The following is a 23,836-nucleotide window of genomic DNA, read 5'->3' on the forward strand; positions in this document are numbered from 1 at the left end:
ACCCCCTACTCTACTACTACTATTGACTACTATTTACTGTCCTTGTCCAAGTGAGTACCCTCGTACTCCATCAAATTCGTATAAATTCTCTGTTTTGATTACATCAATTCCTACCTCAAGGGCCTTAGCTAAGGCTTGCGGAATACTTAATTTGTGAGCTGGATGACCATTTTCTACTTCAAATCGGCACCTCCAGTGATCTGTACAAAAAGTCTCTTCAAATCCCTCCGGCCATACTTTCACGCCACGATTTGTGATCATACTCAACTTGATATCGCTTTCAAGACTCTTAAGCTTCATTGCCAAATCATCCACTCTTCCACCGTCCCAATCTACAAACACATCCACTCCCTTAAGTACTTTTTCTGCTTTAGGTCTACGCTTATAAGTTGGAAGGTTCAACTTGACATCTTTTGCAAATGAAGCAGCTTTAATATGCTCCGGTAGCTTACCAAGTCTTTCAATCACAGCATCGGCAAATTCAACCGTTCCTACCAGTTGCTTGCTAATTTCCTCTTTGTATATGTCAGCTGTATGGATACCTTCTTCGATGGTACATGCCCATGCATTTGTGATTTTTTCTGCAACATCCTGTTGTCCAATATGATTTAACATCATAACTGCGCCTCTAAGTAAACCTGAAGGGTTTGCGATATTTTTACCCGCAATATCCGGTGCGGATCCATGAATGGCTTCAAACATTGCACAGCTAGCACCAATATTGGATGAACCGGCCAACCCTACAGAACCTGAAATCTGTGCAGTAATATCTGAAACAACATCACCATACAGGTTAGGCATTACCACAACATCAAACATCTCCGGTGTATCTGCCAATCGTGCGGCTCCTATGTCTATGATCCAATTGTCAGACGCTATATCTGGATATTCAGAAGCGATTTCTTTAAATATTCGATGGAAAAGGCCATCTGTATGCTTCATGATGTTGTCTTTAGTGAAGCAGCTAACTTTCTTTCGCTTATAAAGCTTTGCATATTCAAAAGCATAGCGAATAATCTTCTCGCATCCTGGACGTGTGATTAGTTTAAGGCATTGTACCACCTCATCGGTTTGCTGATGTTCGATACCTGCGTAAAGGTCTTCTTCATTTTCACGGATGACTACCACATCCATTTCGGGGTGTTTGGTGCGAACAAACGGATGGAAGCTATTGCACGGCCGAACATTCGCATACAGACCAAGTGACTTTCTCATCGTCACATTTAAACTCTTATAACCTCCGCCCTGTGGAGTTGTGATCGGCGCTTTTAAAAATATTTTATTCTTGCGGATGCTCTCCCAGGCTGACTTATCAATTCCACTGGTATTTCCTGATAGGTAAACCTGCTCACCAACTTGTATTTCCTCCCACTCAATTCTTGCGTTTGCAGCTTTTAGGATTTTCATGGTCGCATCCATAATTTCAGGACCGATCCCATCTCCTTTAGCGAAAGTTACTTTTTGCATAATGTTGTTTATTTCGTTTTACACACGCAAATGAACGAAGAAGAGTTTATAAATTTTTATTTATGTTTTTTATGATTTAAATAACTAATATTTATGCATTCATTTTCTAGGAGGCGTTTGATTCAAGTTTGATTATAACTCAATCATTCCTTAATCAGCTTTCCTTCGTATGTATAGCCACTTTTTAACTCAATCCGAACCGCATAATGCCCCTGCGCTATACTTGATACATCGATTGCATGGATGTATTCATTACTAGTCAATTTTAATTTCCCAGAAAGGTCAAAAATGAGAATTCTATCAACTAAGAGTGGATCAATACCCTTGATTTGTAAATGCGTTTTGGTTGGGGTGGGGAATAATAGAAGTTGATCTTCCTGAAAGTCCGGAGTAACCAGAATCGTATTTGAATATTCGAATGTATTATCAAAATCAACCATTTTTAATCGATAGTAATACGACTGATTACCTATTCCTCTGTCTGTAAAATGATATGCTCTTTGTTCATTTGTGTTTCCTGCCGCATTTACTTTCCCTACCGACCTAAATACTTGCTCATCAAGATGCATTCGTTCCACCTGAAAGAAATCTGAATTGATTTCCGTTAGTGTTATCCAACTCAACTGCACGTCATTTCCACTTTTTATTCCTTTAAACGCTATTAGTTCGACAGGTAAAGGATTGGCGCTGGAACTAGTGGAGTAGACAGAGAACTGGCTAAATGTGCTTGTTCTACCTGTCACAACAAAGGGGCCTGTTCCTGTTCCTCCAATGCGTTCGATTTCAGTCCAATTAGCACCATCAAACTTTGTTGCACCTAAAAATGATGGGTCTGTTGCATTGTCAGCAGCTGTGATTTGCATGGCTACTTCAGTTAAACCGGGAGTACCACCGGTATTAATATCCCAATACCTAAAATTCATCACACTTTGAATTGTGCCTACTGGATCAGTACTTGAGTCGCCAATCAGGTTCGTTATATCCGGATCGTTAACACCTGCACCTGAAGGTGTAGAACCTGAAACGTGTGCAACCTGAAAAGTAGTGGTGTTTGTTGGGGTTAATATTACTGGCCTGTAGGCTCCTTCATCTCCTACTTCAAAAGTAAATGATGTTGTTCCTGTTATAGAGGTTTCAATTTTGCCTTCAAAATGAGTATCAGCTCCATAAGAGGAACCGGTTACTGTACCTGGCAATACAAATACAGGATCGTCCGATTTATCTCCATCATCCTGATCGATATCAAAGACTCCACTTGTCATGGTCAATGAATTATTGATAATGAAGGTATTGTTTAGGACAGTAAGGTCACCTCCATTTAGTTCTATATCGTCAATGGTAGTTCCTGATCCGGCATCAATGGAAACATTTTTCGTTACTGTTAATGTTTCATTGTAGTCATCAGCATTGATTGTGATAGTACCTCCATCAGCTAATAGGTCATGCGCTTCTGATATAAAATCAGCAGACTGAGACCCGGAAGTTCCGACATGCAAATCCCCTAAATCCGGCTGAAACCCAGTAGCTCCGTCTGTATCCGTGTCAGAGCCTAACCATGGAGAAAAATCGGTATCTGACTCATCAATAACCGATAGAATGGTTGATTCGTCTGTAGATGAAAGCCAGCATGCAGACAGGTTGATTGTTTCATCACCGGAGGGGTCCTGAATATTAGCCAGTAGTGTAGACCCATTAACATTTCCATTTAAATCAAGGCTGGAACTGCTAGCCGTAATGGTTCCATCCGTCTGAGCGAGCAGCCCTGAAGTGGCACCAGTAGCAGGTAGTACAATAAAGGAATTATTGATGTTCAATGTCCCTTTAGCAAATACCACACCTCCGGCATTCGTGTTATTGGAGATTGTAGAGGTATTGACAGTTACATTTGCATCAGCACCTCGCGAGTGGACCCCCCTATTTAAATTATCGTGGATGTTCGAGTTGGTCACAGTCAAAGTAACTCCTTTATCATCTGAAACTTCCAGGTCAGGATCTGTATCAAAAAAATCTGCTGCCAGAATTCCGGAGTAGTCTGTAGCTCCATTACCCACACCCGATATATCGGCATTATCCACAGTAACAGTCAAATCGTGATCTGTTGATGGGGCAGCCTGAGTAGTAAATGCATAAACGCCGGCTTGTGGTATATCAGAAGCTCCCGTTAATCCTCCATCTGGCCCTGAAAAGCCGGACATAGTTACATCAGTAATACCCAGAGTAGAGGCGCTAAAGGATGCAGAACCATCAAAATTACTTGAGCTAATACCAATGGTACACCCTGTAAATGAACCACCTGTTATTTGAGAGGTGGTACTTGAGGTTAACCCAAAAGTAGCCACCCCATACGTTGCAGTGAGTATATCATTATCAATCAAATCAACATCTGCTGTTCCTGAAATATTAACAACTGCTGCACCGATACTAGGTGATGTGGTAGCTAAAGGATTTGCTAGTCCAAGCATTTCAATGTAATTATCGGAGAGATTCACCGAACCTGATGATATGCCATTTATAAGAATGCCAGTAGCGTTTGCATGGATTCGATTATTAGCTGCAGTAAAACCACTAAAACCGGTATTAGAAATTGCGGTGGTGTTGTTTGATGTGGTATTATCTATCCCAAATTGAAAGCCATCTATAGTGATATCAGATGTGCCTATGGTAATGCCCACAGCACTGGAAGATGGATTTAAAATTGATTCTGCACTCCTGCCTCCATCATTTCCGGCTAGTCCCTGGTTAGCTCCATTTAGGGTTAATGATTTACTAATTGTCAGACTTTCTGCATAAGTACCTGGGTTGACAGCAAGAGTCCCTCCAGCATCCACTAAACTGATACCTTCTTCTATTCTCCCTGATGAACCTGTTTGTGATCCTGACAAACCAACCATCAGACTACTGAAATCCCCCTGAAAGCCGGGAGTTCCACCATCCGTATCTGTGCTTGACATGAGCCATGGATTAAAATCATTGGATGCACCAACTCTGGCTAAAATGGTGGCTTCATCTGTTGTGCCAAAGTAATTGCCGGACAAGTTTATTCCAGACGTTTCAGCGATGGTTCCATTACCATTATTGTCCAGACTGCAGTCAGAGACAGTTAGACTACCCCCTGTTGATATATGCAAACCAGCAGTATAGTAATTACCAGGAATATCTTCAGCTCCTGTTAGAGAAGCCGGATTGGTGATGACACAGTTTGAAACTGTAGTTACAGACCCATCTCTAGCGATCACACTAAATCCCGGATTTCCGCCGGATGCTGTAGGATTAAACCCATTACCTGTTATGGTCGATTGAGTAATAGAGGTAGTGGCATCTGCCCCTCTTGTATAGATTCCTCGATTTTCATTGTCATGGATATTGCAGTTATTGATAGTAGCATCAATACTTATCCCATCCGTAGAAGAAGGAAAATCACCAATAACTATCCCTGAATAATTAGATGCTGTATTACCAGTCCCTGAAATATCCAGGTTGTCCATGGTGATTATCAAGTCATCGGATGCTGTAGCGCTCCCCGTGACAAAAGCATAAACGCCTGTTTCAGTCCCTCCCACATCCGCATCTGTTGCAAATGCAGACATGGTGATATTTTGTAAGGTCACCGTATTTGGACTAAATCCTCCGGAACCGTCTGCATTGGTAGGCAAAATACCAGTGGTACATCCCGTTATACTACCTCCGTCAATTACTGCCTCAGTGGATGAAGTAAGTGCATATGCGGTGATTCCAACTGCTGCATTAGCTACATCATTATCCATAATATTGGTGTCAGCAGTCCCAGATACATTATTCAAATAGATTCCAACACTTCCGTTGGTGGGGTTGGTTGCGTCTTCAATAGCGATCATGCTAACCATGTTATCTGAAACATCCAATGTACCTGATGATGTCCCTCCGGCAGATATTCCCAGGCTATTTGCATAGACAATATTGTTAATTACTGAAATATCATCCCCGGTTACTACGATCCCATTGGTTATGTCTGAGTCAGCTGCATTTGTCCCTAGCTGGAAGCCATCAATAGTGATATTATTTGCCGTAGCGATGATTCCTGCACCAACCACATCAATCATTGATTCCGAACCTCTTGTTCCGGAAGCTGCTATGCCCTGATTTGCACCATTTAATGTCAAAGACTTTGAGATTGTGATTGATTCTGAATACGAACCATCTGCTACCGTGACTGTCCCACCTGATAAGGCTAAATTGACACCCGCTTGAATAGTTTGCAGTGGATCACCTACGGTACCAAGTCCATTATCATCAGTAGCATCATCATCTACGAATACGTTCATAATGCCGTTTTCAGATCCGATAGTTGCTGAAGTTTGATGAAAGTCTGCTACGTCATCATCCGTATCGGTTGCATTAGCTATTCTTGCAATTGCTTCATCTGCAACCCCTGAAGAATTTCCACCACTCAAAGACCCATCAGGTGCCCCATCAGTAGTACCATCCGTCTCTGGATCACTCCCAATTTCCACATCATCGACCAGTGTCCCATCTGGATGAAAGAGTTCAATATAGATATCATCATTCATCGCTGCTGTTCCAGTGGGATTTCCTAACACCAGATAATCTCCAACCTGAGTGTTCACGAAACTTCCTGACCCTACATAATGAACCGTTTGAAATGCTCCATCTTCAGTGAGATCACCACTAAATGGTGTTCCATCATCCGCACTAATCGTCCATCTTGTTAAATTCAATCCTGAGGTACCAATGTAAAGTTCAATCCATTCATCGGTTCCCTGAGTAACAGTTCCCATCCCTGGAGTTGAAGTAAACCCACCTCCACTCCAATCCTGCCGAGGAAATGTTACTACCTCATTAATTAGTACAATACCAGAGGGTGAATTCGATGTACCAAGTGTTGCACGTGTCAAAACAAAATCAGCAGCGTCATCACCAGTATCCAGACCATTTGGTATTCGACATACTGACTCATCAGTTACTCCTGTAGCATTGCCTGTAAACATGGTTCCAGAACTTCCATCTATTATAACCTGATCGATGACATTTGGAGTCATCGCGTCATCCTCAAGTGTTATTGTTAAGCCATCATTGTTGATTTCTTCGCTTCCATCAGGGTTACCTAAGATAATATAGTCACCGATTTGAGTATTATCTATTGTTCCACTTCCAATGTAGTTCACAACATCAAAAGCTCCAGTTTCGGTTAGATTTCCAGAAAATGGAGTTCCATCATCAACAGTAATTGTCCAATTGGTCAGGTTTAGTCCATTAGCAGTAATATAAAGCTCAATCCATTCATCATCAGATCCCGCACTGCCTCCGGGTGCAGAATCAGAAAAATTACCATCACTCCAATCCTGCTGTGGATCGGTGACTACTTCATTAATTACTACTTGAGAAAAACAATTAAATGCCAAGAGGAGTGAGAGAATAAGTATGCAGCTTCTATTGGTCACAAAAGAAGACAACACACCTTGGTGAGCGTGTGTGGTTGTATTCATAACTGGGTGGTTTAGTCCAGTTAAGCTACTGAAAAACAGAAAGAAATGCTAAATGCCAAGACTTTATAATAATGAGATAACATAGCGTAGAAAATTTCTTAAATAAATGAATCTTATGTATTTGTTAAGGCAACTATACGAAGTGTTCACTTGATGAATATTTCACACATATCTAATTACCTGACAATCAGATATATTAACAATATGTAAATAATAGAAATTATAAATTGAATTATTAATTATATACCATTTTATATACTTATTTAATTGGATAAATTAAAATATTTTTCTGATTTATGTAACTATAGTTAAAATATATACGTAAAATATATTGTGTATTTGCAAATGCAACTACACGTTTTTAAAATAAATGTTTCACTTTAAAATTTGAAAACCTATGATCTTACTTGGTATTCTTATCATCCTTTTTGGACTATTTATGTTGTATTTCCGCCCACAGCTTAGTGAGCAAGACATCATTGAAGATGGTGTATTGATTAGAAGAAAGGCACCTCCCTTCTTTTTAATGTTTACAAAGAAAATCTCATTATTTATAGCAGGAGTTGGTTTTATGGTAGCCATGCTTCCCTACCTCTTCTTTTGGGCAGAACCAGGCTATCAATACTTTTTGGTTTATCCAACCGGACACAGTGATGTTGTCATGAATCAGGGAATTAAATGGCGAGGATTTGCCAAAGTGGTTCCATGGCAAAAATACATTGATGTGAAGGTTGTGGAAGACGGAGATGAAATTAAAGACATTGAAGGCTTAATGGATCCTATCCCAATCCGATTCATTGATCAGGTAACCGCAGAGGTGAAAATCTCCGGAAGATTCCAGTTGCCTACCAACGAGGAAGACTTCATCACCCTGGCCATAAAATATCGTACGATGGATAATCTTGTTCAAAATACATTAATTCCGACGATTCGGGAACAAACGAATAATACCGGATACATGTTCGCTGCTCAGGATTATATCTCAGGAGAAGCTCAGAGTTTCCGACAAACACTTGATGAGCAATTGAAGGACGGAGCTTATGCCGTGATTAAAATCGAACATAAAGACACGGTATTTGCAGAAATCCAAAAAACGGAGACCGCCAGGGCAATTAAAGAGATCCGCACACGCTATACTGTGGAGTTAGTACTTGAAAATGGTCTTCCAAAACGGATACCTCACGAACTGACTGAGAATAATATTATCGTGTCTCAGGTTATTGTAGACGATGTGATCCTGGAGCCGATATTTAAGCAACGACTGGAAGCACAACGCGATGAATCTGCAAAACGCCAGATAGAGCAACAAAAAGTGGAGACTGCAAAGGCAGCTCAAACACGAATCATAGCTGAGGGTGAGCGAGACAAAGCAGCCGAACGTGTGAATCAGGAGAAAGAACAGGTAAAGCAGCTTATTGCTATCGAAACAAAGTTGAAGCAAGAGCGAACCAATAAGGAGCTTGCAGCAATCGCACTTGAAACTGAGAGGCTCAAAGCACAGCAAAAAAAGGTTTCTGCAGATGCTAAAGCTTATGAAAATGCAAAGCTTGTTACAGCTGGACTTACACCACAGGAAAGAGCAGAATGGGAATATAAAACTGCAGTGGGTGTAGCAGCAGAGTTGAGTAAGCTTACATTTCCTCAAACAATGATTATCGGAGGTGAAGAGCAAGGAGGAACACCGCTAGAATCCTTAATCGGTGCGGCAATGGCTAAACAGCTTACAACAACGGGAAATTTCTCTAACTAAACAAAAAGGGACTCATTTGAGTCCCTTTTCTTTATTTCAACCTATTAAGACCGTCACTTTACTAAATCCTGATATCCTTTACCATCCCATACCTGGCACCTGATAGAACTGCGAAGTACCCGTGGTTTAAATAATGGCTTACCCATCAATAATCTACCACACTCTTGAATTCCTTCAATAATAGATGGATGGGGGTGTATAAGCTCGGCCAACTCCTTAATACTCCTGTCTTGTGAAATCAAAAGCGCAACAGCTTGTATGGCGCTGGAAGCATGCTCACCTACTACCCGCATCCCAAGGATATTCATATCATCATCATTAGTCACCAAGACCTTAATAAAACCTTCAGTATTTCGCATAGCAGTTGCTCTCGGAATGGTGTCATAATTCAAGCTCACCATCTTATACTCCAGACCGGCATCTTTTGCCTGAATTTCATTCATCCCTACTCCGGCAATTTCCGGATCCAGGAACATAATGGTTGATATATTCTTATAAATGAGTGGCTGTTCCGGCTTTCCGAAAATTCGTTCTACCGCATACCTACCCTCAAGCTCTCCCACGTTTACCAAAGAAATATCTGCAGTAATGTCACCGACGGCATAAATATTAGATACAGAGGTTTGAGTAAGATCATCCTTTATGCCTCGATTATCGAATTCTACACCTATTTTGTCATCTACTAACTGATCATACTGAGGTACCCTTCCTATGGATATCAATCCTTTTTCTACCCGAAAGCTCTCTTTGCTTCCATCATTGTACTCAAGAATATACACCACCTCATCCTCATCGATTTTCATTTCGATCAGTTTTGAGTTTCGATGAATAAGCACTCCTTTTTCCTCAAGGTTTTTTTCAATAACTTTTACTACATCCTCATCCTCAAAAGGTAAAATACGATCCCCTTTATCAATCAAGTGGACTTTGGTATGACCAAAATTTGAAAAGATCGTAGCAAACTCACAGCCGATGACCCCTGCCCCAACAATGACAATTGATTTAGGGAATCGGTTGAGATTAATTAAGCCGTCAGATGTGAATACGGTTTCTTCATCTATAGGAAGGTGAGGTAGTTTTCTCGGCACACTGCCAGTAGCAAGGATGATATAATCTGCTTCCAGATCTTGATTTTGCCCATTACCCGTTATTGATACTGTATTTTTACCGGTGACCTTAGCCACTCCACGGATATATTCAAAAAGATCATCACCGAGTCCGAGGTTGATGTTTTCCATATGGTGAGTAAGCAAACCAACACGCTGATCCACAGCTTGAGCAACTTCACTCTTTACCTTTTCAAAGCTAAACTCGGTACTATTGAGATTAAGGGTGTTCCCGTGTAAATTGATCATTCGAGCTTCACGCGATATCTCCCACCAGGTTTTACTCCAAAGTGCTCCCTGGTGAATACCGGCTCCCCCCAATTTATCTTTTTCTATTAATGCAACACGTTTCCCGAAATCGATGGCTCTCATGGCTGCTGCGTATCCTGCAGGCCCACCACCTATGACACAGACGTCAAATTTCTTCATTTGGCTAGGCGATTGTTTCCCTAAAGATAAGGATTTGAATGATTTAATGAATCCGAAGAAATACGGAGTATGAATAAAAACAAAAAGGGTGAAGAATCGTGACCGATTTTCACCCTTTCAATACTGCAACTGCCGTAGCAACTGCAATATTTCAAACTACTGTTCGGAATCCGTTTTAGATGCGCCTTCGAGAGTTGCCTCTGCGACCGCTTTTCTGAGTCAGTCTTTCAAACTTCGTTGATCCAAGCCAAACTTAAAATCAACTTCCCTTTGTCCGACTGGAAACTTTCGTTTCAGTTTCCTATCCCTCGTTTGATGATACTAATGTAGACCATAACTTTACATCTCCAAAAAATGTAAGTGCTTAGTTTTCAACAAGTTTTACCCCCTTTTTCCACCTAGTTATCCACATTTCATCAGGCTACTGCCTCCAGCTTATCAGCAAGCAGCTTTTTAATCTCCGGGATGGAATTATATAGCTGTTCATACGATTCTGTAATGAAATACTCCGTTTGAAATACATCTTTTCGGTAAGGCGTATTTAGCATATGCTCAATGCTAAACTCATGCTTTGGTGGTTCATCACTCAATGAGAATTTAGTCTCCCCAGCAGATGATAGAATACCTGCACCATAAATCCTGAGTCCTTCTTGTTCTTGAATCAAACCAAACTCTACAGTAAACCAATACACGCGAGATAGTAGCTGAATCGCATGATCGTTACCTACATATTCCAGTCCAATCTTACTCAACTCCTCCAGGAAATTCACAAAGTGCTGATTAGTGAGCAAAGGGACATGTGCAAAAACATCATGAAACATATCCGGCTCTTCGAGATAATCAAGCTCTTTCATTTTTCTCAACCAGGTGGTCGCCGGGAAACGGCGATTGGCCATCAACTCAAAAAAGGTATAATCAGGCACAATACCGGGAACAACCGCCAGTTGCCAGCCGGTTGTTTCTTGCAGGATCTTATTGGTTTCTTTAAAGTCAGGTATAAGACCTGTTTCGAAATTAGCAATCTTCAACCCTTCACGATACGCCTGGCAAGCATGAGTTGGAAATTGTTTCATTTGACGATCAAACAAGATCTTCCAGACTTCAAAGTCTTCTTCAGTGTAGTTTTCGTATATCTGCCTCATACTAGTAAGCTATTGTATCATTTAATGTTCTCAATTTCTTAATTAACCTGGCTGCCTCATTATAATCCAGGGTTTGCTGACCATCAGAAAATGCCTCCTCTGGTCTGCAATGTGTTTCAAAGATTACTCCATCAGCTCCTGCAACTGTTGCTGCCATAGCTACCGAACCAACATGATCTCTTATTCCTATTCCATGAGATGGATCTGCGATGACCGGAAGGTGAGATTTCTCTTTCAGTATTGGAATAGCATTGATGTCGAAGGTGTTTCTCGAAGCTTTTTCGTATGTTCGAATGCCTCGCTCGCATAAAAGCAAGCGTTCATTACCTCCGGAGAAGATGTACTCCGCACTTTGCAATAATTCATCTATCGTACCTGATATACCTCGTTTTAAAAGCACCGGCTTATCCACCTTACCTAATTCATCAAGGAGATTGAAATTTTGTGTATTTCTGGCTCCAACCTGGAACATATCTACGTAATCATACATGGCTTCTATTTGTGAAACCTGCATCACTTCAGATATAATCTTAATTCCATTTTCCCTGGCTAGTTTGTGCCATAGCTTTAAACCCTGAATGCCCAATCCTCTAAAGGAGTATGGTGAACTTCGAGGCTTATAGACACCACCGCGCATGATCTTAATATTATTAGCCTTAAGGAAATTGATGGTCTCCATGATATTCCCTTCTCCCTCAATGCTGCAAGGGCCTGCCATCAGTGAAAAGTGACCGCCACCAATTTTTACATCATCACCCAAATCTATTACCGTAGGATTTACCTTCCATTTGGCAGAAACCAGCTTATAATCATCAGAAACTACATGGATGTCTTTGATGCCTTTAAGGTGTCCGATTTTTCGAATATCGAAAGGCTTTTTACCTGTTCCTATAAGGTAGCTACCGTATTGCGTTTTAACGTGAGTCGTTTTGTACTTCAACGTTTGAAGCTCTTTTTCTACCGAGAGCAAAACCTCACCATTTACTTCATTTTCTAATTGTATGATCATCCTTTGATTCCTTTTACAAATTTCTTTATTGCTTCTTCAGACGAATCTTCGTTTAGCTGCTTTATGAATGCGCTTCCAATGATTGCACCATTTGCATAGGTACATGCCGTATCAAATGTTTCTTTATCTGATATCCCAAAACCAATCAATTGTGGGTTTTTCAAATTCATTGATTGAATGCGTTGGTAGTAATCCAACTGACCTTCTTGAACCCCCTTTTTTGCCCCAGTGATACTGGAAGATGAAACCACATAAATGAATCCTCCTGATTCCTGATCGATGAGATGGATGCGATCTTCTGAGGTATTAGGGCTTATCAGAAAAATATTGTGAATGTCCTTTTCTTTGAAGTACACCTGACAAAAATCCAGGTACTCCTGCATGGGTAAGTCCGGAATAATCACCCCATCCACTCCTACTTCAGCACATTGATCACAGAATCGCTCAATCCCGAATTGGAGGATCGGATTTACATAGCCCATCAAAAGCACGGGAATTGATATATGATTCCTAAGGTTTTTAAGTTGCTCGAAAAGTGTCGCAATGGTCATCCCATTTTCCAGCGCTTTTTGCGAGCTGTCTTGAATGGTAGGCCCATCTGCCACCGGATCTGAGAAAGGCATGCCAATCTCTAACATATCAGCACCTGCCTCCTCAAGTGCCTTAGCGATCCTTACGGTATCATCCAAGTGAGGATAACCGGCAGTGAAGTAGATATTTAGAATATCTTTCTTTTCTTTAAATGACTGATCAATTCGGTTCATTATTGCTAACTCTTCCATTTAGTATTTTCCCCATTTGATATACGTCTCCAGATCTTTGTCCCCTCTACCGGATAAATTCACTACTACGACCTCATCTTTTTCAAACTGTCTGTTCCCAAAAACAGCCAACGCATGTGCTGTCTCGATAGCGGGTATGATTCCTTCCAGCTTGCTTAACTCTACTCCGGCAATCATGGCTTCTTCATCGGTTATTCCAAAGAATTCAGCTCTACCTGCATCAAACAAGTGTGCGTGTATGGGACCAATCCCGGGATAATCCAGCCCAGCAGAGATACTGTAAGGCTCTACTACCTGACCATCATCCGTTTGCATTAAAATCGTCTTGCTGCCATGAAGTACGCCTGCTTTTCCTAAGACGGTAGTAGCTGCTGACTTACCTGACATCACACCATGCCCGGCCGCCTCTGCTGCAATGAGATTAACAGATTCATCTTCCAAAAAATGGTAAAAGGCACCCGCAGCATTGCTTCCACCCCCCACACAGGCAATTACATGATCCGGAGCATTGCTACCTTCCACTTCTTGTAGTTGCTGCCGCATTTCTTCGCTAATGACAGATTGGAATCTGGCTACCATATCCGGGTATGGATGTGGACCTACCACAGACCCTATGATATAATGCGTGTCTGTTGGATTATTAATCCAGTGACGCATGGCCTCATTGGTAGCATCCTTCAATGTTTTGCTCCCTGAAGTTGCAGGCTTAACTTCAGCACCTAGTATCTTCATGCGCTCTACGTTGGGTTTTTGTCTGGCCATGTCTATTTCACCCATATACACCACACATTCCATGCCCATCAAAGCACAAACAGTGGCTGTCGCCACTCCATGCTGACCTGCTCCTGTTTCCGCGATAATCTTTGATTTCCCCAGGCGCTTTGCAAGCATGATTTGACCTATGGTATTATTCACCTTGTGTGCTCCTGTATGGCAGAGGTCTTCTCGCTTTAGATAAATTTTAGTATTGTACTTTTCTGATAACCTGGAAGCAAAATACAAAGGAGTAGGCCGGCCGACATACGTTTGCAGCAGGTGATCAAATTCATTCTTAAACTCCTCTGATTGAATGATGCTCAAATAGTTTTCTCGAAGTTCCTCTACGTTAGGATGAAGCATTTCCGGGATGTAAGCTCCACCAAATTTTCCGTAATACCCTTTATCATTCACATTGTACTTACTCATAGCACTGCCTTTAACTCACGTAATTTTCCTAAATCTTTCATCGCAGGTTCAGTCTCAAATCGACTGTTCACATCGATACCTACCAACTGGTCAATCTCCATCTCCTTGATCTTTTCAATATCTTCCAACTGAACGCCACCGCTCAGAAGGAATGGTATGTTTAGGTTGTAGTTTCTTAAGATATTCCAGTCGAAATGTCGTCCCGATCCCCCGTAGTTGCTAGAAGCAGTATCAAAAAGGAAATAATCTGCTATTCCTTGATATTGTTTGGCTACTACTGGAATTGTATCCATTACTCTGAATACCTTAATGATCTTCAGACCTTTTGCCTTAAGGCTTTTGGCAAAGTCTAAATCTTCATCTCCATGAAGTTGAATATATTCCAATCCATACTTGTCGGCTTGTGAGACTATACGACCAATGGACTCATTGACAAATACGCCCACTTTATGAATACTCAGAGGTATCCGCATGATGAAATCTTCATCCATTTCATCGACATACCTTGGAGATTTAGGGTAAAAAATAAATCCAATAAAGTCCGGCTTAATATCGACCAACCCCTGAATATTTTCAGGGTCTCGCATGCCACAGACTTTTAGTTTTAGATTCTTTAACTCTCCCCTGTCCCGATGAATCGGAACTTTCCCCTCTCTTTCAAGAGAGGGGTTGTGGGCGAGTTTAAAAGCAAGTTTTTCATCTACACTCATCCAATCATTCAAAATTTCTTCATTCTTAAATCGAATAATATCATAGCCCATATCTAATAAGACATCCTCTCTTATTTTATCATAATCAACTTGTTGCACGTGTATTCCACCATCAATTTCCACTATCAGCTTATGCTCATGACAAAAAAAATCAGCTATGAAATATGCACCTCCTGTATGTTCAATTATGAACTGGCGATTAAACTTTAACCCTTTGAACTTTCTATTTCTAACATTGGCCCAAAATATTCTTTCAGCCGGAGTTTGATTCTTCCGTAGAGATCGTGCGTAATCCAATATCTGTGAATATTTCATAAGTATCAGGTTTAGAATTCTCAATTATTCCCCTCTCTTATAAGAGAGGGGCTAGGGCTGAGTTGATATAAACGCTTAATAAATTCTTTTGCGGCTTTCTCAGGACGCCCGGTTTGCATGAAGGTCTCCCCTATCAAAAAACCTTCAAATCCATATTCTTTAAGTTCCAAAACCGTTTCTGGTTTTGATAGCCCGCTTTCTGAGACTTTAATAAACTCAGTGGGGATTTTTTCGGCTAGATCTTTTGAGGTCTGGACCTTCGTTTCGAAGGTTTTTAAATCCCTGTTATTCACTCCGATTAAATCTACTTTATCCGTAATGCTGCCATTCAGCTCTTCTTCATTGTGTACCTCTAGCAACACTTCCATACCTAGACTTTGAGCTAGCGAACCCAGCTTCTCGATTTCCTGCTTATCCAACACAGCTGCTATTAACAGGATCACGTCAGCACCTAATGATTTAGCCTCTACCACCTGGTATTCATCAATCATGAAATCCTTTCGAAGGATTGGGCAGAAATTGAACGATCTGGCCACCTTCAGGTCTTCAGAAGATCCACCAAAATACACGTTATCAGTCAGGACAGACAATCCGGAAGCTCCTGCTTGCATGTATCCAATGGATGTTCGTTCAACAGAGACGTGTTTATTGATCACTCCTTTGGATGGAGATTTACGTTTAATCTCAGCTATTATTCCTGATTTATCAGGACGTTGCAGGTATTTCTTTAGTGAAACCGGTTGACCTTCAAAGTAGATGCTCTGCTCAAGAAGCTTGGTAGGGTAAAGTTCCTTATTGGAGGCAACCTCTTTACGTTTGTTTGCTACAATTTCTGAAAGGATATCCATTAACTATTGATGGTTAAAAAGTTCTTAAATGATTGCAAGGCTTTACCGCTTTTAAGTGATTCTTTCGCCTCTTCTATACCTTTTGTATAAGATGTTTGTTTTACTGTTGCAATAGCCAGACCTGCATTAGCCAGCACCGCATTATTTTGAGCTTCCGACCCTTGGTTACTCAAAATCTTATTGAAAATACCTGCAGCATCTTCGATCGTTTCACCTCCATGAAGTTTTTTCTGCTCTAATAATTCAAATCCTAAATCATTGGGTGAAACAAGTTCCTCGGTTTTGTTCGAGATCAATTTAAAGTCGCTTGTTAGCGAAATTTCGTCATACCCATCCAGTGAGTGTACAATCGAAAAGTTCTTATTGGTATTCTGATAGAGATACCCATACAAACGTGCCAGCTCTAAACTAAAGACACCCACCAGTTGATTGGGTGGGAATGCCGGATTCACCATCGGTCCCAGCATATTAAAAAAGGTCTTCACACCCAATTCCTTTCGAATAGGTGCTACGTTCTTCATTGCCGGATGAAAGAGTGGTGCATGCATGAAACAAATACCAGATGCATCCATAGACTTCTTCATTCGATCCGCATCTCCCGAAAACTTTGCGCCTAAATATTCCAGCACATTTGATGAGCCACTTACTGAGGAAACACCATAGTTTCCGTGTTTAGCCACATTCACTCCTGCCCCTGCTACAATGAATGAGGAAATTGTGGAGATATTGAATGTGTTCTTTCCGTCACCTCCTGTTCCACATACATCGATGGCATCATAACCTTCCAGATTCACAGGATTGCATAGCTCCAGCATGGCATCTCTAAAGCCTTCTAACTCCTGGACACGAATGGCCCTCATTAAATATACCGTAAGAAAAGCAGCCACCTGACTGTTATTATACTGACCGGTAGCCAATCCTGTTAAGACCACTTTTGCCTCTTCACGAGAGAGTGTTTGATTATTTATAAGTCTGTCTAGTATTTCCTTCATAGTTCTAACCAGTTTTTCATTAACTGTTTACCATGCTCTGTCATGATCGATTCCGGGTGAAACTGTACACCTCGAACATTAAATGCTTTATGTCTGATAGACATGATATTACCATTTTCTGCTACGCTTGTTACCTCTAATGATTCTGGAAGACTGGCTTTTTGGATCACCCAGGAATGATACCTGCACACATTGAATGATGATGGCAATCCTTTAAAGAGTGCATCATCGGCAACCTGCTCCACGGGAGTAACCATTCCATGAAATACCTGAGGAAGGTTAAAAAGCTTTGCTCCGAATGCTTCTCCTATCCCCTGATGTCCCAAACACACACCCAGAATGTTTTTAGAGGAAGCGTACCTTTCGATTACTTTCGGCATGAGGCCGGCATCTTTGGGTACACCTGGTCCTGGAGATAGTAAAATATGATCAAATGCTTCAACTTCATTCAGTTCAAGTTGATCATTTCGAACAATTTTCATGAACTTCTCCACTCCAAGTTCTCTTAGGATATGCACCAGATTGTAAGTGAATGAGTCGTAGTTATCTATTATCAGTACTTTCATAACTGCTCTGCCTGTTTAATTGCATGTTCCAACGCACTCACTTTATTATATACTTCCTGCAACTCATTTTCAGGTTTGGATTGTGCTACCACTCCTGCTCCGGCCTGAAATTTCAGGGTGTTATTCTTACTCATAAAGCTTCTGATCATGATGGCATGATTGAAGTTTCCTTCAAAATCCATAAATCCTACTGCACCCCCATAAAATCCCCTAGGTGTTTGTTCGTTTTCCTCAATTATTTCCATCGCCCTAATTTTCGGTGCACCTGAAAGTGTACCGGCGGGAAATGTCTCTGCCACGATATCCATGAATGATGCGTCACTTTTTATATCACCTGTCACCTTTGACACGAGGTGAATGACGTGGGAATAGTACTGTACTTCCTTGTAAGTCTCTACTTCTACATTATCGCAACTTCTGCTAAGGTCATTTCTCGCCAGATCAACCAACATCACATGCTCCGAATCTTCTTTAGGATCTTCTATCAGTTTCGCTGCTAACTCGGAATCAGCCTTATCATTGCCTGTGCGCCTGAAAGTGCCGGCAATTGGATGAATTTCTGCTTTACCATTTTTAAGTACGATCTGAGCTTCGGGGGATGAGCCGAATAATCGGAAACTGCCGTAATCAAAATAGAACAAATACGGTGAAGGGTTAACCGATCTTAGGGCGCGATACACTTGAAAATCATCACCAAGGAACGGCACCTGAAAATTCCTTGACAATACCACTTGAAATACATCACCTATGTGACAGTGATGGATTCCCTTCTTTACCATCTCCAGATATTGCTCATCGGTTTTATTTGATATTTTCTCAGCAGTGGTTTTGAAAGGATATCCAGGAATATTTCGCTGTTGAATTAACGAAATGACTTCCTCATATAATCTATCATCCGGTTGATCCACATAAGCTTCGATGATATGGCATTCATTCTTGAAATGATCTAACGCAATAATGAATTGAAAAAGGTGATATTGAGCCAATGGAATGCTGTCATCCTTTTGCTTGATATTCAGATCACCAAATTCAGCCTTGGCATCATAATTAAAGTATCCGAATAACCCTGATTTTATATAACCATTTGACTGGACAGCATCAAAAGTGGTGGCGAAACCCTCAATTTCCTTTTTTAAATTTTCCAGAGGTAGAGTTTCCTCTTTTTGGTCGGGTAATTTTCGTTTAATCTTATCTCCTTCTGCCCGGATATACGCCAATGGTGAGCAGCAGATATAAGAAAAGCTATTCTCTGCTCCGTGGTAATCCGAACTTTCCAAAAGAAAAGAGTTGGCAAACCGATCCCTTAGCTTCAAGTAGATGCTTACTGGTGTTATGGTATCGGCCAAAATCGTCCGTTCTCGTGTATTTATACTTATTTTACTCATGGTTAGAAACAAAAAAACCCTGACGATAACTGTCAGGGTTTATATATTTTTAAACACAGCAGTGACTCGTCAACAATCAGGATTGTCGATATGCCACCACCAATATTTCTTTGTCGTAATCATTATAGCCGCTAAGCTAATTGCATTTGGTTTTAAAAAACAAGCACTCGTCTAAAATTGTTAAAAATTTTTACTACTACTGATATAAGATTTAGAGCTATTGAGGTTTTTAAACTAAATTTCCGCCATGTTATCTAATGAAGAACAAATTAGCATACTCGCTCACCTCTCAAAAGCCGACAATGTGGTGGCAGAAGAGGAATACCGTCTGATCATGTTTATCGCCGATGGGCTTGGGATTTCTGAAGAAAAAACAGCAGAAATAGTAAATAATCCACGACCTATTCCTAAGCTGAAGGATTTACCGCCTGATGAAAAGTTCAATTACCTATTTAATATCATTCGGATGATGAAAGCCGATGGTAAAGTCCACTCTAATGAGATTAAGTTCTGTGAAAAACTGGCTATTAATTTGGGATATAAGCCGGGTGTTATCGCAGACCTTTCTGCCTACATCTACAAAGATCCAAGTATCAATTCTAACAAGAACTTCTTGCGATCCATTGCAGATCAGCACCTAATCCCATTGAATGAACAGAATTAAAAACACCTTCATATTATTCTTTTTATTGGCTGGTGTTAGTGGGGTTGCTCAGAATTTACCTGATCAAGTGGATTATAATATTCAACCCACCGACGAGTATATAAGACTTGATGGCCGGTTGGATGAAAGTATCTGGAATGAACTGCCTAGGGCAGGTGGGTTTTATCAAACCTTTCCCACGGATTATAAGCCAGCGCTAGACAGCACACAGTTCATGGTTACTTACACGGATAAGTCCATCATTATTGGTGTGATTTGTTATGATTACCTGGACGGAGACTATATAGCCACTACCCGAAGGAGAGATTTTGGATGGAGCAATAATGACAATGTAGCTATTTACATTGATCCTTATAATGATAAGACTAACGGATTTTCATTTCAGGTTACTCCTAATAATGTGCAACGAGAGGGATTGGTATTGCTTGGAGGAGACGTACGAGACGATTGGGATAACAAGTGGTTTAGCGCAGTATATCAGGAAGATGATTTCTGGTCTGTTGAAATATCAATTCCATTCAAGACCATCCGATATAACAATGTAGGCCAGTGGAACATACAGGTTTTAAGAAACAACCTGAAAAGAAACGAACGCACGGCATGGATCCAGGTGCCACAGGGTTACCGAATGAGTAATATGACTTTTTCCGGGAGACTTAACTGGGATACGCCCCCTAAACCGGCAGGCCCTAATATGACGGTGATCCCTTATGTTGCTTCGAGTGCCGGTAAAAATCAAGAGGAAGGAACACCTACTGATTATAAATTGGATGCAGGATTTGATGCTAAAGTGGCATTGTCGAGCTCGTTGAATCTGGATCTCACTTTCAATCCGGATTTTTCTCAAGTGGAAGTAGACCAACAGGTGACTAATCTTCAACGTTTCGAATTATTTTTTCCCGAAAGGCGTCAATTTTTCCTTGAAAATCAAGACCTGTTTGCTGATGGTGGATTTGGAAGATCCAGACCGTTTTTCTCCAGAAGGATAGGCATTCAGGGATCCGGTGATACCCGAAGAAATGTGCCAATTATTGCAGGAGCTCGTCTGAGTGGTAAAATTGGCAGTAAATGGCGTATCGGTGCTTTGAATATGACCACCAATCGTGATGAAACATCGGAAGAAATATCGCCTGCACAGAACTATTCGGTGGCAGTTCTTGAAAGACAAATCTTCAGCCGTTCACGATTGAGTGCCATTTTCGTAGGCCGGAATAATCTTGGTAATGCCGCAGTGACTTATGATTCCACCAGGCTGGCACAAACCGGGGAGCTGAGAGATAATTTCGGTAATGAACTTAATGCGGAAGATACCTTAATCACCCTCAGTGAGTATAATTATGTGTTCGGACTTGACTACAATCTTGCCAACATAGACAATAGCTGGGAGGGAGACTTCTTTTATCATCGCTCGTTAGATCCAGAGATAAGTTCAGACGAAAAATATGCAACAGGTGCATTCTTAAGGTATCAAAAACCAACATTTGGCGCTCGTGTAAATTTTCAGCGCATTGGTGAAAATCATAATGCAGAAGTAGGTTTTGTGCCAAGACCGGGAGTTACCAATTATGGACTAGGGACTGAATTTAATATTTTCCCTTCCGATGGAAATATTATTCAGCGTCACGGACCTGCAATCAATTTTGGTGGTGTGCTCACCAACGAATGGGATCGACTGGATAATGATGCCGGCATGGAATATCGAATTTCCTTCCTTAATACCTCCTACCTCGAAGTTGGGTCCGGGTGGAACTTCGTATCTCTCACATCTCCATTTGATCCCTCAGGTACAGATGGACGAGAACTGCAGGAGAACACTACACATGAATGGTATCGGTACCGGATATTCTATCGATCAGATCGTCGGAAAAATTTTATAGTCAGATCTTCAGTGAGCAACGGAGGTTTCTTCAATGGTAGACGATTCAATGCGGAATTAGGACTTGTATTCAGGCTACCACCTACACTTCAAATTGAGCTGAACGGCGAGTACAATCGGGTGAATTTACCTGATCCTTTCAATGACGCTGATTTATACCTCATTGGTCCAAGAATAGATTTGACGTTGAGCAATAATGTCTTTTTTACCACCTTTATCCAATACAATTCTCAACGAGAGAATCTTGGCCATAATTCACGGTTTCAGTGGCGATTCAAACCTGTTTCAGATATTTTCCTGGTCTACACAGACAATTACATAACTGACGGATTCCAAACCCGTAACAGAGCAATCGTGTTCAAAGTAAATTATTGGTTAAACCTATGATTTATGCAGCCTGAGCGAGTCCCTGCTCCCTCATTCGTTTAATACGAGGATGCATAATGGCGAACCAAAGTGGAGGAATAGTTGCTAAAATCATCATCCCCGGGTAACCAGTAGGCATTTGAGGACTTTCATCTATATGTCTCAGTATTTGGTACTTCCTGCTCGCAATGTAATGATGATCCGAATGCCTGGATAGTTCAAACAGAATTATACGTCCCAGTTTATGGTCTGAATTCCAGGAGTGATGAGGCATCACACGCTCATATACATCTCCCTTTTTGTCTCTCTCCAAGCCATAATGCTCAATGTAGTTAACAGTCTCCAGTAAGAGGAATCCAATCACCGCTGCGATAACAAAATATCCCATTACCACCCATCCAAAATACCAACCAATAGCCAATGTAAAGGCCGCCTGAATCAACTGAAATTGAATCATTTCATTTTGAAAGGATAATGGAGAAATTCCCTTTTTCTTTAAACGTTTTGCTTCCAGCTTCCAGGCAGAGAGGTATGCAAAAACCACAGATCGAATCCAAAAAGAGTATAACATTTCGCCATATCTTGCCGACGATGGATCCTCTTTGGTACTTACGTTTTTATGATGTCCCCGATTGTGCTCTATAAAAAAATGCATATACAAGGAAGTAAGCAATAATGCCTTGGCCAAAAACTGCTCGTATTTCTTGCTTCGGTGACCCAACTCATGAGCTACATTGATACCAATAACACCACACAGCAATCCCATTCCTGATATTCTACCGATCTTATCCACAAGGGCGAGCCCTGTTTCTTGCATGGAGAACAGAAATACAATTAATAAACCGAATTGAATCGGAACCATGATGTACAACTGCCAGTCATAAATAGGATCATCCTTTCTCTGCTTCTCCTTCTCGGGAGTCAGGTTGGTTGGATTAGGCTTGTATGCCAATTCCATAAGTGGAATGAACATGAAAGATTCGATCAAAGGAAGATATGTAAGCCACCCTTTGGAGTTAAAGCTTACCCATGCCAATACAGGAAGTATCAGCACGTTCATATAGCGCAGGGCATTTAATTTTTTTCTATTCATTGTCTCTATTTCCTCCAAGTGAGACCATATACCCCACTGTAAAACCAACAACCCAATGATTGGAAAGGTCGGGGGTTTCAGTAGTGAGATCACCAGGGTCTATAAAATTACTGAAACTGTAGCTAAAAAAACCTTCTAATTGAAAAGTACCTATCGATAAATCTCTGAATGTACCACCTCCAATTCTACCCCCATAACCAAATTGATTGTCTCTGGCCGGATCATAAGTATAGAAGTCTGATCCACCCAAATTATCTACGTTTGGTGTTCTATCCAGGTCAGTATCAATTAAAAACTCCGTGTAAAACCCCGCTGAAATGAAGTATTTATTCTTTCCTCCAAAGTACCCTATCCCTTCTAGAGGTATTTCTAAATAGTTCATCCTCGCGGTATACGATGGCTCATCGGTTAAAAACGTCTGCTTCCAGCCTTTCTGGACATAGTTAACGCCAAGTTGGATGCCAGAATTGAGGAATGAATCACCCGGTTTGGGTAAGTATTTTAAAAATACCCCTCCGTTTGCACCCGGTAGAAAGGTGGTATTTACATTCAAATTGAAAATCGTATGCTCAATGAACACCGATGAAGCATGGCCGCCTGCCTTCACTCCTACATATGTCTTTTGTGCCATCCCCACATTGAATAACAATGCGAAGCAGACAAGCCAA

The 23,836-nt window shown here is 41.0% G+C and carries 17 protein-coding genes; 3 read left to right on the forward strand and 14 right to left on the reverse strand.

Going from position 1 to position 23,836, the window contains the following annotated elements:
- Positions 1–33: 33 nt before the first annotated feature.
- Both ACQK2H_RS14885 and ACQK2H_RS14890 read right to left on the reverse strand, forming a co-directional pair.
- Positions 34–1,467 carry an NADP-dependent isocitrate dehydrogenase gene (locus ACQK2H_RS14885; RefSeq protein ID WP_425392167.1) on the reverse strand — a complete coding sequence of 478 codons (1,434 nt, stop codon included), beginning with the start codon at positions 1,465–1,467 and terminating at the stop codon, positions 34–36.
- A 143-nt stretch (positions 1,468–1,610) separates the two neighbouring features.
- On the reverse strand, positions 1,611–6,950 hold the full coding sequence (locus ACQK2H_RS14890; protein ID WP_425392168.1) for a T9SS type A sorting domain-containing protein: 5,340 nt from the start codon (positions 6,948–6,950) through the stop codon (positions 1,611–1,613).
- 397 nt (positions 6,951–7,347) lie between these two features.
- On the opposite strand from ACQK2H_RS14890, the gene ACQK2H_RS14895 reads away from it, so the two are divergent.
- Positions 7,348–8,700 carry an SPFH domain-containing protein gene (locus tag ACQK2H_RS14895; RefSeq protein WP_425392169.1) on the forward strand — a complete coding sequence of 451 codons (1,353 nt, stop codon included), beginning with the start codon at positions 7,348–7,350 and terminating at the stop codon, positions 8,698–8,700.
- Between the two features lie 53 nt (positions 8,701–8,753).
- Here ACQK2H_RS14895 and ACQK2H_RS14900 read toward each other — a convergent pair whose 3' ends face one another.
- From ACQK2H_RS14900 to ACQK2H_RS14945, 10 genes are all read right to left on the reverse strand, one after another.
- Complete coding sequence (locus ACQK2H_RS14900; protein WP_425392170.1) at positions 8,754–10,235, reverse strand: dihydrolipoyl dehydrogenase family protein; 1,482 nt, start codon at positions 10,233–10,235, stop codon at positions 8,754–8,756.
- Between the two features lie 416 nt (positions 10,236–10,651).
- On the reverse strand, positions 10,652–11,377 hold the full coding sequence (locus tag ACQK2H_RS14905; protein ID WP_425392171.1) for a phenylalanine 4-monooxygenase: 726 nt from the start codon (positions 11,375–11,377) through the stop codon (positions 10,652–10,654).
- Position 11,378: 1 nt separating this feature from the next.
- Complete coding sequence (aroF, locus tag ACQK2H_RS14910; protein WP_425392172.1) at positions 11,379–12,386, reverse strand: 3-deoxy-7-phosphoheptulonate synthase; 1,008 nt, start codon at positions 12,384–12,386, stop codon at positions 11,379–11,381.
- Positions 12,383–13,168, reverse strand: coding sequence for a tryptophan synthase subunit alpha (gene trpA, locus ACQK2H_RS14915; RefSeq protein ID WP_425392173.1), 786 nt, complete (start codon positions 13,166–13,168; stop codon positions 12,383–12,385). The genes aroF and trpA overlap by 4 nt, the downstream gene beginning before the upstream one ends.
- Positions 13,169–14,353: a tryptophan synthase subunit beta gene (gene trpB / locus ACQK2H_RS14920; RefSeq protein ID WP_425392174.1), complete on the reverse strand. Its 1,185-nt coding sequence runs from the start codon at positions 14,351–14,353 to the stop codon at positions 13,169–13,171.
- Positions 14,350–15,378 (reverse strand): DUF559 domain-containing protein, encoded by a 1,029-nt coding sequence (locus ACQK2H_RS14925; RefSeq protein ID WP_425392175.1) that lies wholly within the window; start codon positions 15,376–15,378, stop codon positions 14,350–14,352. The genes trpB and ACQK2H_RS14925 overlap by 4 nt, the downstream gene beginning before the upstream one ends.
- Positions 15,379–15,398: 20 nt before the next feature.
- Positions 15,399–16,226, reverse strand: a complete 828-nt coding sequence (trpC, locus tag ACQK2H_RS14930) for an indole-3-glycerol phosphate synthase TrpC (RefSeq protein ID WP_425392176.1) — start codon at positions 16,224–16,226, stop codon at positions 15,399–15,401.
- Positions 16,226–17,218, reverse strand: a complete 993-nt coding sequence (trpD, locus tag ACQK2H_RS14935; RefSeq protein ID WP_425392177.1) for an anthranilate phosphoribosyltransferase — start codon at positions 17,216–17,218, stop codon at positions 16,226–16,228. Before trpD ends, trpC begins: the two co-directional genes overlap by 1 nt.
- Entirely contained in the window at positions 17,215–17,784 is a 570-nt protein-coding gene (locus ACQK2H_RS14940) for an anthranilate synthase component II (protein WP_425392178.1), read from the reverse strand. Before ACQK2H_RS14940 ends, trpD begins: the two co-directional genes overlap by 4 nt.
- Positions 17,781–19,169, reverse strand: a complete 1,389-nt coding sequence (locus ACQK2H_RS14945; protein ID WP_425392179.1) for an anthranilate synthase component I family protein — start codon at positions 19,167–19,169, stop codon at positions 17,781–17,783. Before ACQK2H_RS14945 ends, ACQK2H_RS14940 begins: the two co-directional genes overlap by 4 nt.
- Before the next feature lie 247 nt (positions 19,170–19,416).
- Here ACQK2H_RS14945 and ACQK2H_RS14950 point away from each other — a divergent pair, with 247 nt between their 5' ends.
- Both ACQK2H_RS14950 and ACQK2H_RS14955 read left to right on the forward strand, forming a co-directional pair.
- Positions 19,417–19,833, forward strand: a complete 417-nt coding sequence (locus ACQK2H_RS14950; protein ID WP_425392180.1) for a TerB family tellurite resistance protein — start codon at positions 19,417–19,419, stop codon at positions 19,831–19,833.
- On the forward strand, positions 19,820–22,096 hold the full coding sequence (locus tag ACQK2H_RS14955; RefSeq protein ID WP_425392181.1) for a DUF5916 domain-containing protein: 2,277 nt from the start codon (positions 19,820–19,822) through the stop codon (positions 22,094–22,096). Before ACQK2H_RS14950 ends, ACQK2H_RS14955 begins: the two co-directional genes overlap by 14 nt.
- 1 nt (position 22,097) lies before the next feature.
- Here the strand turns inward: ACQK2H_RS14955 and ACQK2H_RS14960 are convergent, their stop codons facing one another.
- Together ACQK2H_RS14960 and ACQK2H_RS14965 are read right to left on the reverse strand one after the other, a co-directional pair.
- On the reverse strand, positions 22,098–23,168 hold the full coding sequence (locus ACQK2H_RS14960; protein WP_425392182.1) for an alkane 1-monooxygenase: 1,071 nt from the start codon (positions 23,166–23,168) through the stop codon (positions 22,098–22,100).
- The gene (locus ACQK2H_RS14965; protein ID WP_425392183.1) at positions 23,161–23,799 is read right to left on the reverse strand and encodes an outer membrane beta-barrel protein; all 639 of its coding nucleotides are present in this window, start codon (positions 23,797–23,799) and stop codon (positions 23,161–23,163) included. The genes ACQK2H_RS14960 and ACQK2H_RS14965 overlap by 8 nt, the downstream gene beginning before the upstream one ends.
- Positions 23,800–23,836 lie beyond the last annotated feature (37 nt).

The sequence above is a fragment of the Ekhidna sp. genome (assembly GCF_965228795.1).
Classification (GTDB): domain Bacteria; phylum Bacteroidota; class Bacteroidia; order Cytophagales; family Cyclobacteriaceae; genus Ekhidna.

Coding starts and splice junctions, on each gene's coding strand:
- ACQK2H_RS14885 (WP_425392167.1), bottom strand. CDS start 1,467: ATGCAAAAAGTAACTTTCGCTAAAGGAGATGGGATCGGTCCTGAAATT.
- ACQK2H_RS14890 (WP_425392168.1), bottom strand. CDS start 6,950: ATGAATACAACCACACACGCTCACCAAGGTGTGTTGTCTTCTTTTGTG.
- ACQK2H_RS14895 (WP_425392169.1), top strand. CDS start 7,348: ATGATCTTACTTGGTATTCTTATCATCCTTTTTGGACTATTTATGTTG.
- ACQK2H_RS14900 (WP_425392170.1), bottom strand. CDS start 10,235: ATGAAGAAATTTGACGTCTGTGTCATAGGTGGTGGGCCTGCAGGATAC.
- ACQK2H_RS14905 (WP_425392171.1), bottom strand. CDS start 11,377: ATGAGGCAGATATACGAAAACTACACTGAAGAAGACTTTGAAGTCTGG.
- aroF (WP_425392172.1), bottom strand. CDS start 12,386: ATGATCATACAATTAGAAAATGAAGTAAATGGTGAGGTTTTGCTCTCG.
- trpA (WP_425392173.1), bottom strand. CDS start 13,168: ATGGAAGAGTTAGCAATAATGAACCGAATTGATCAGTCATTTAAAGAA.
- trpB (WP_425392174.1), bottom strand. CDS start 14,353: ATGAGTAAGTACAATGTGAATGATAAAGGGTATTACGGAAAATTTGGT.
- ACQK2H_RS14925 (WP_425392175.1), bottom strand. CDS start 15,378: ATGAAATATTCACAGATATTGGATTACGCACGATCTCTACGGAAGAAT.
- trpC (WP_425392176.1), bottom strand. CDS start 16,226: ATGGATATCCTTTCAGAAATTGTAGCAAACAAACGTAAAGAGGTTGCC.
- trpD (WP_425392177.1), bottom strand. CDS start 17,218: ATGAAGGAAATACTAGACAGACTTATAAATAATCAAACACTCTCTCGT.
- ACQK2H_RS14940 (WP_425392178.1), bottom strand. CDS start 17,784: ATGAAAGTACTGATAATAGATAACTACGACTCATTCACTTACAATCTG.
- ACQK2H_RS14945 (WP_425392179.1), bottom strand. CDS start 19,169: ATGAGTAAAATAAGTATAAATACACGAGAACGGACGATTTTGGCCGAT.
- ACQK2H_RS14950 (WP_425392180.1), top strand. CDS start 19,417: ATGTTATCTAATGAAGAACAAATTAGCATACTCGCTCACCTCTCAAAA.
- ACQK2H_RS14955 (WP_425392181.1), top strand. CDS start 19,820: ATGAACAGAATTAAAAACACCTTCATATTATTCTTTTTATTGGCTGGT.
- ACQK2H_RS14960 (WP_425392182.1), bottom strand. CDS start 23,168: ATGAATAGAAAAAAATTAAATGCCCTGCGCTATATGAACGTGCTGATA.
- ACQK2H_RS14965 (WP_425392183.1), bottom strand. CDS start 23,799: ATGGCACAAAAGACATATGTAGGAGTGAAGGCAGGCGGCCATGCTTCA.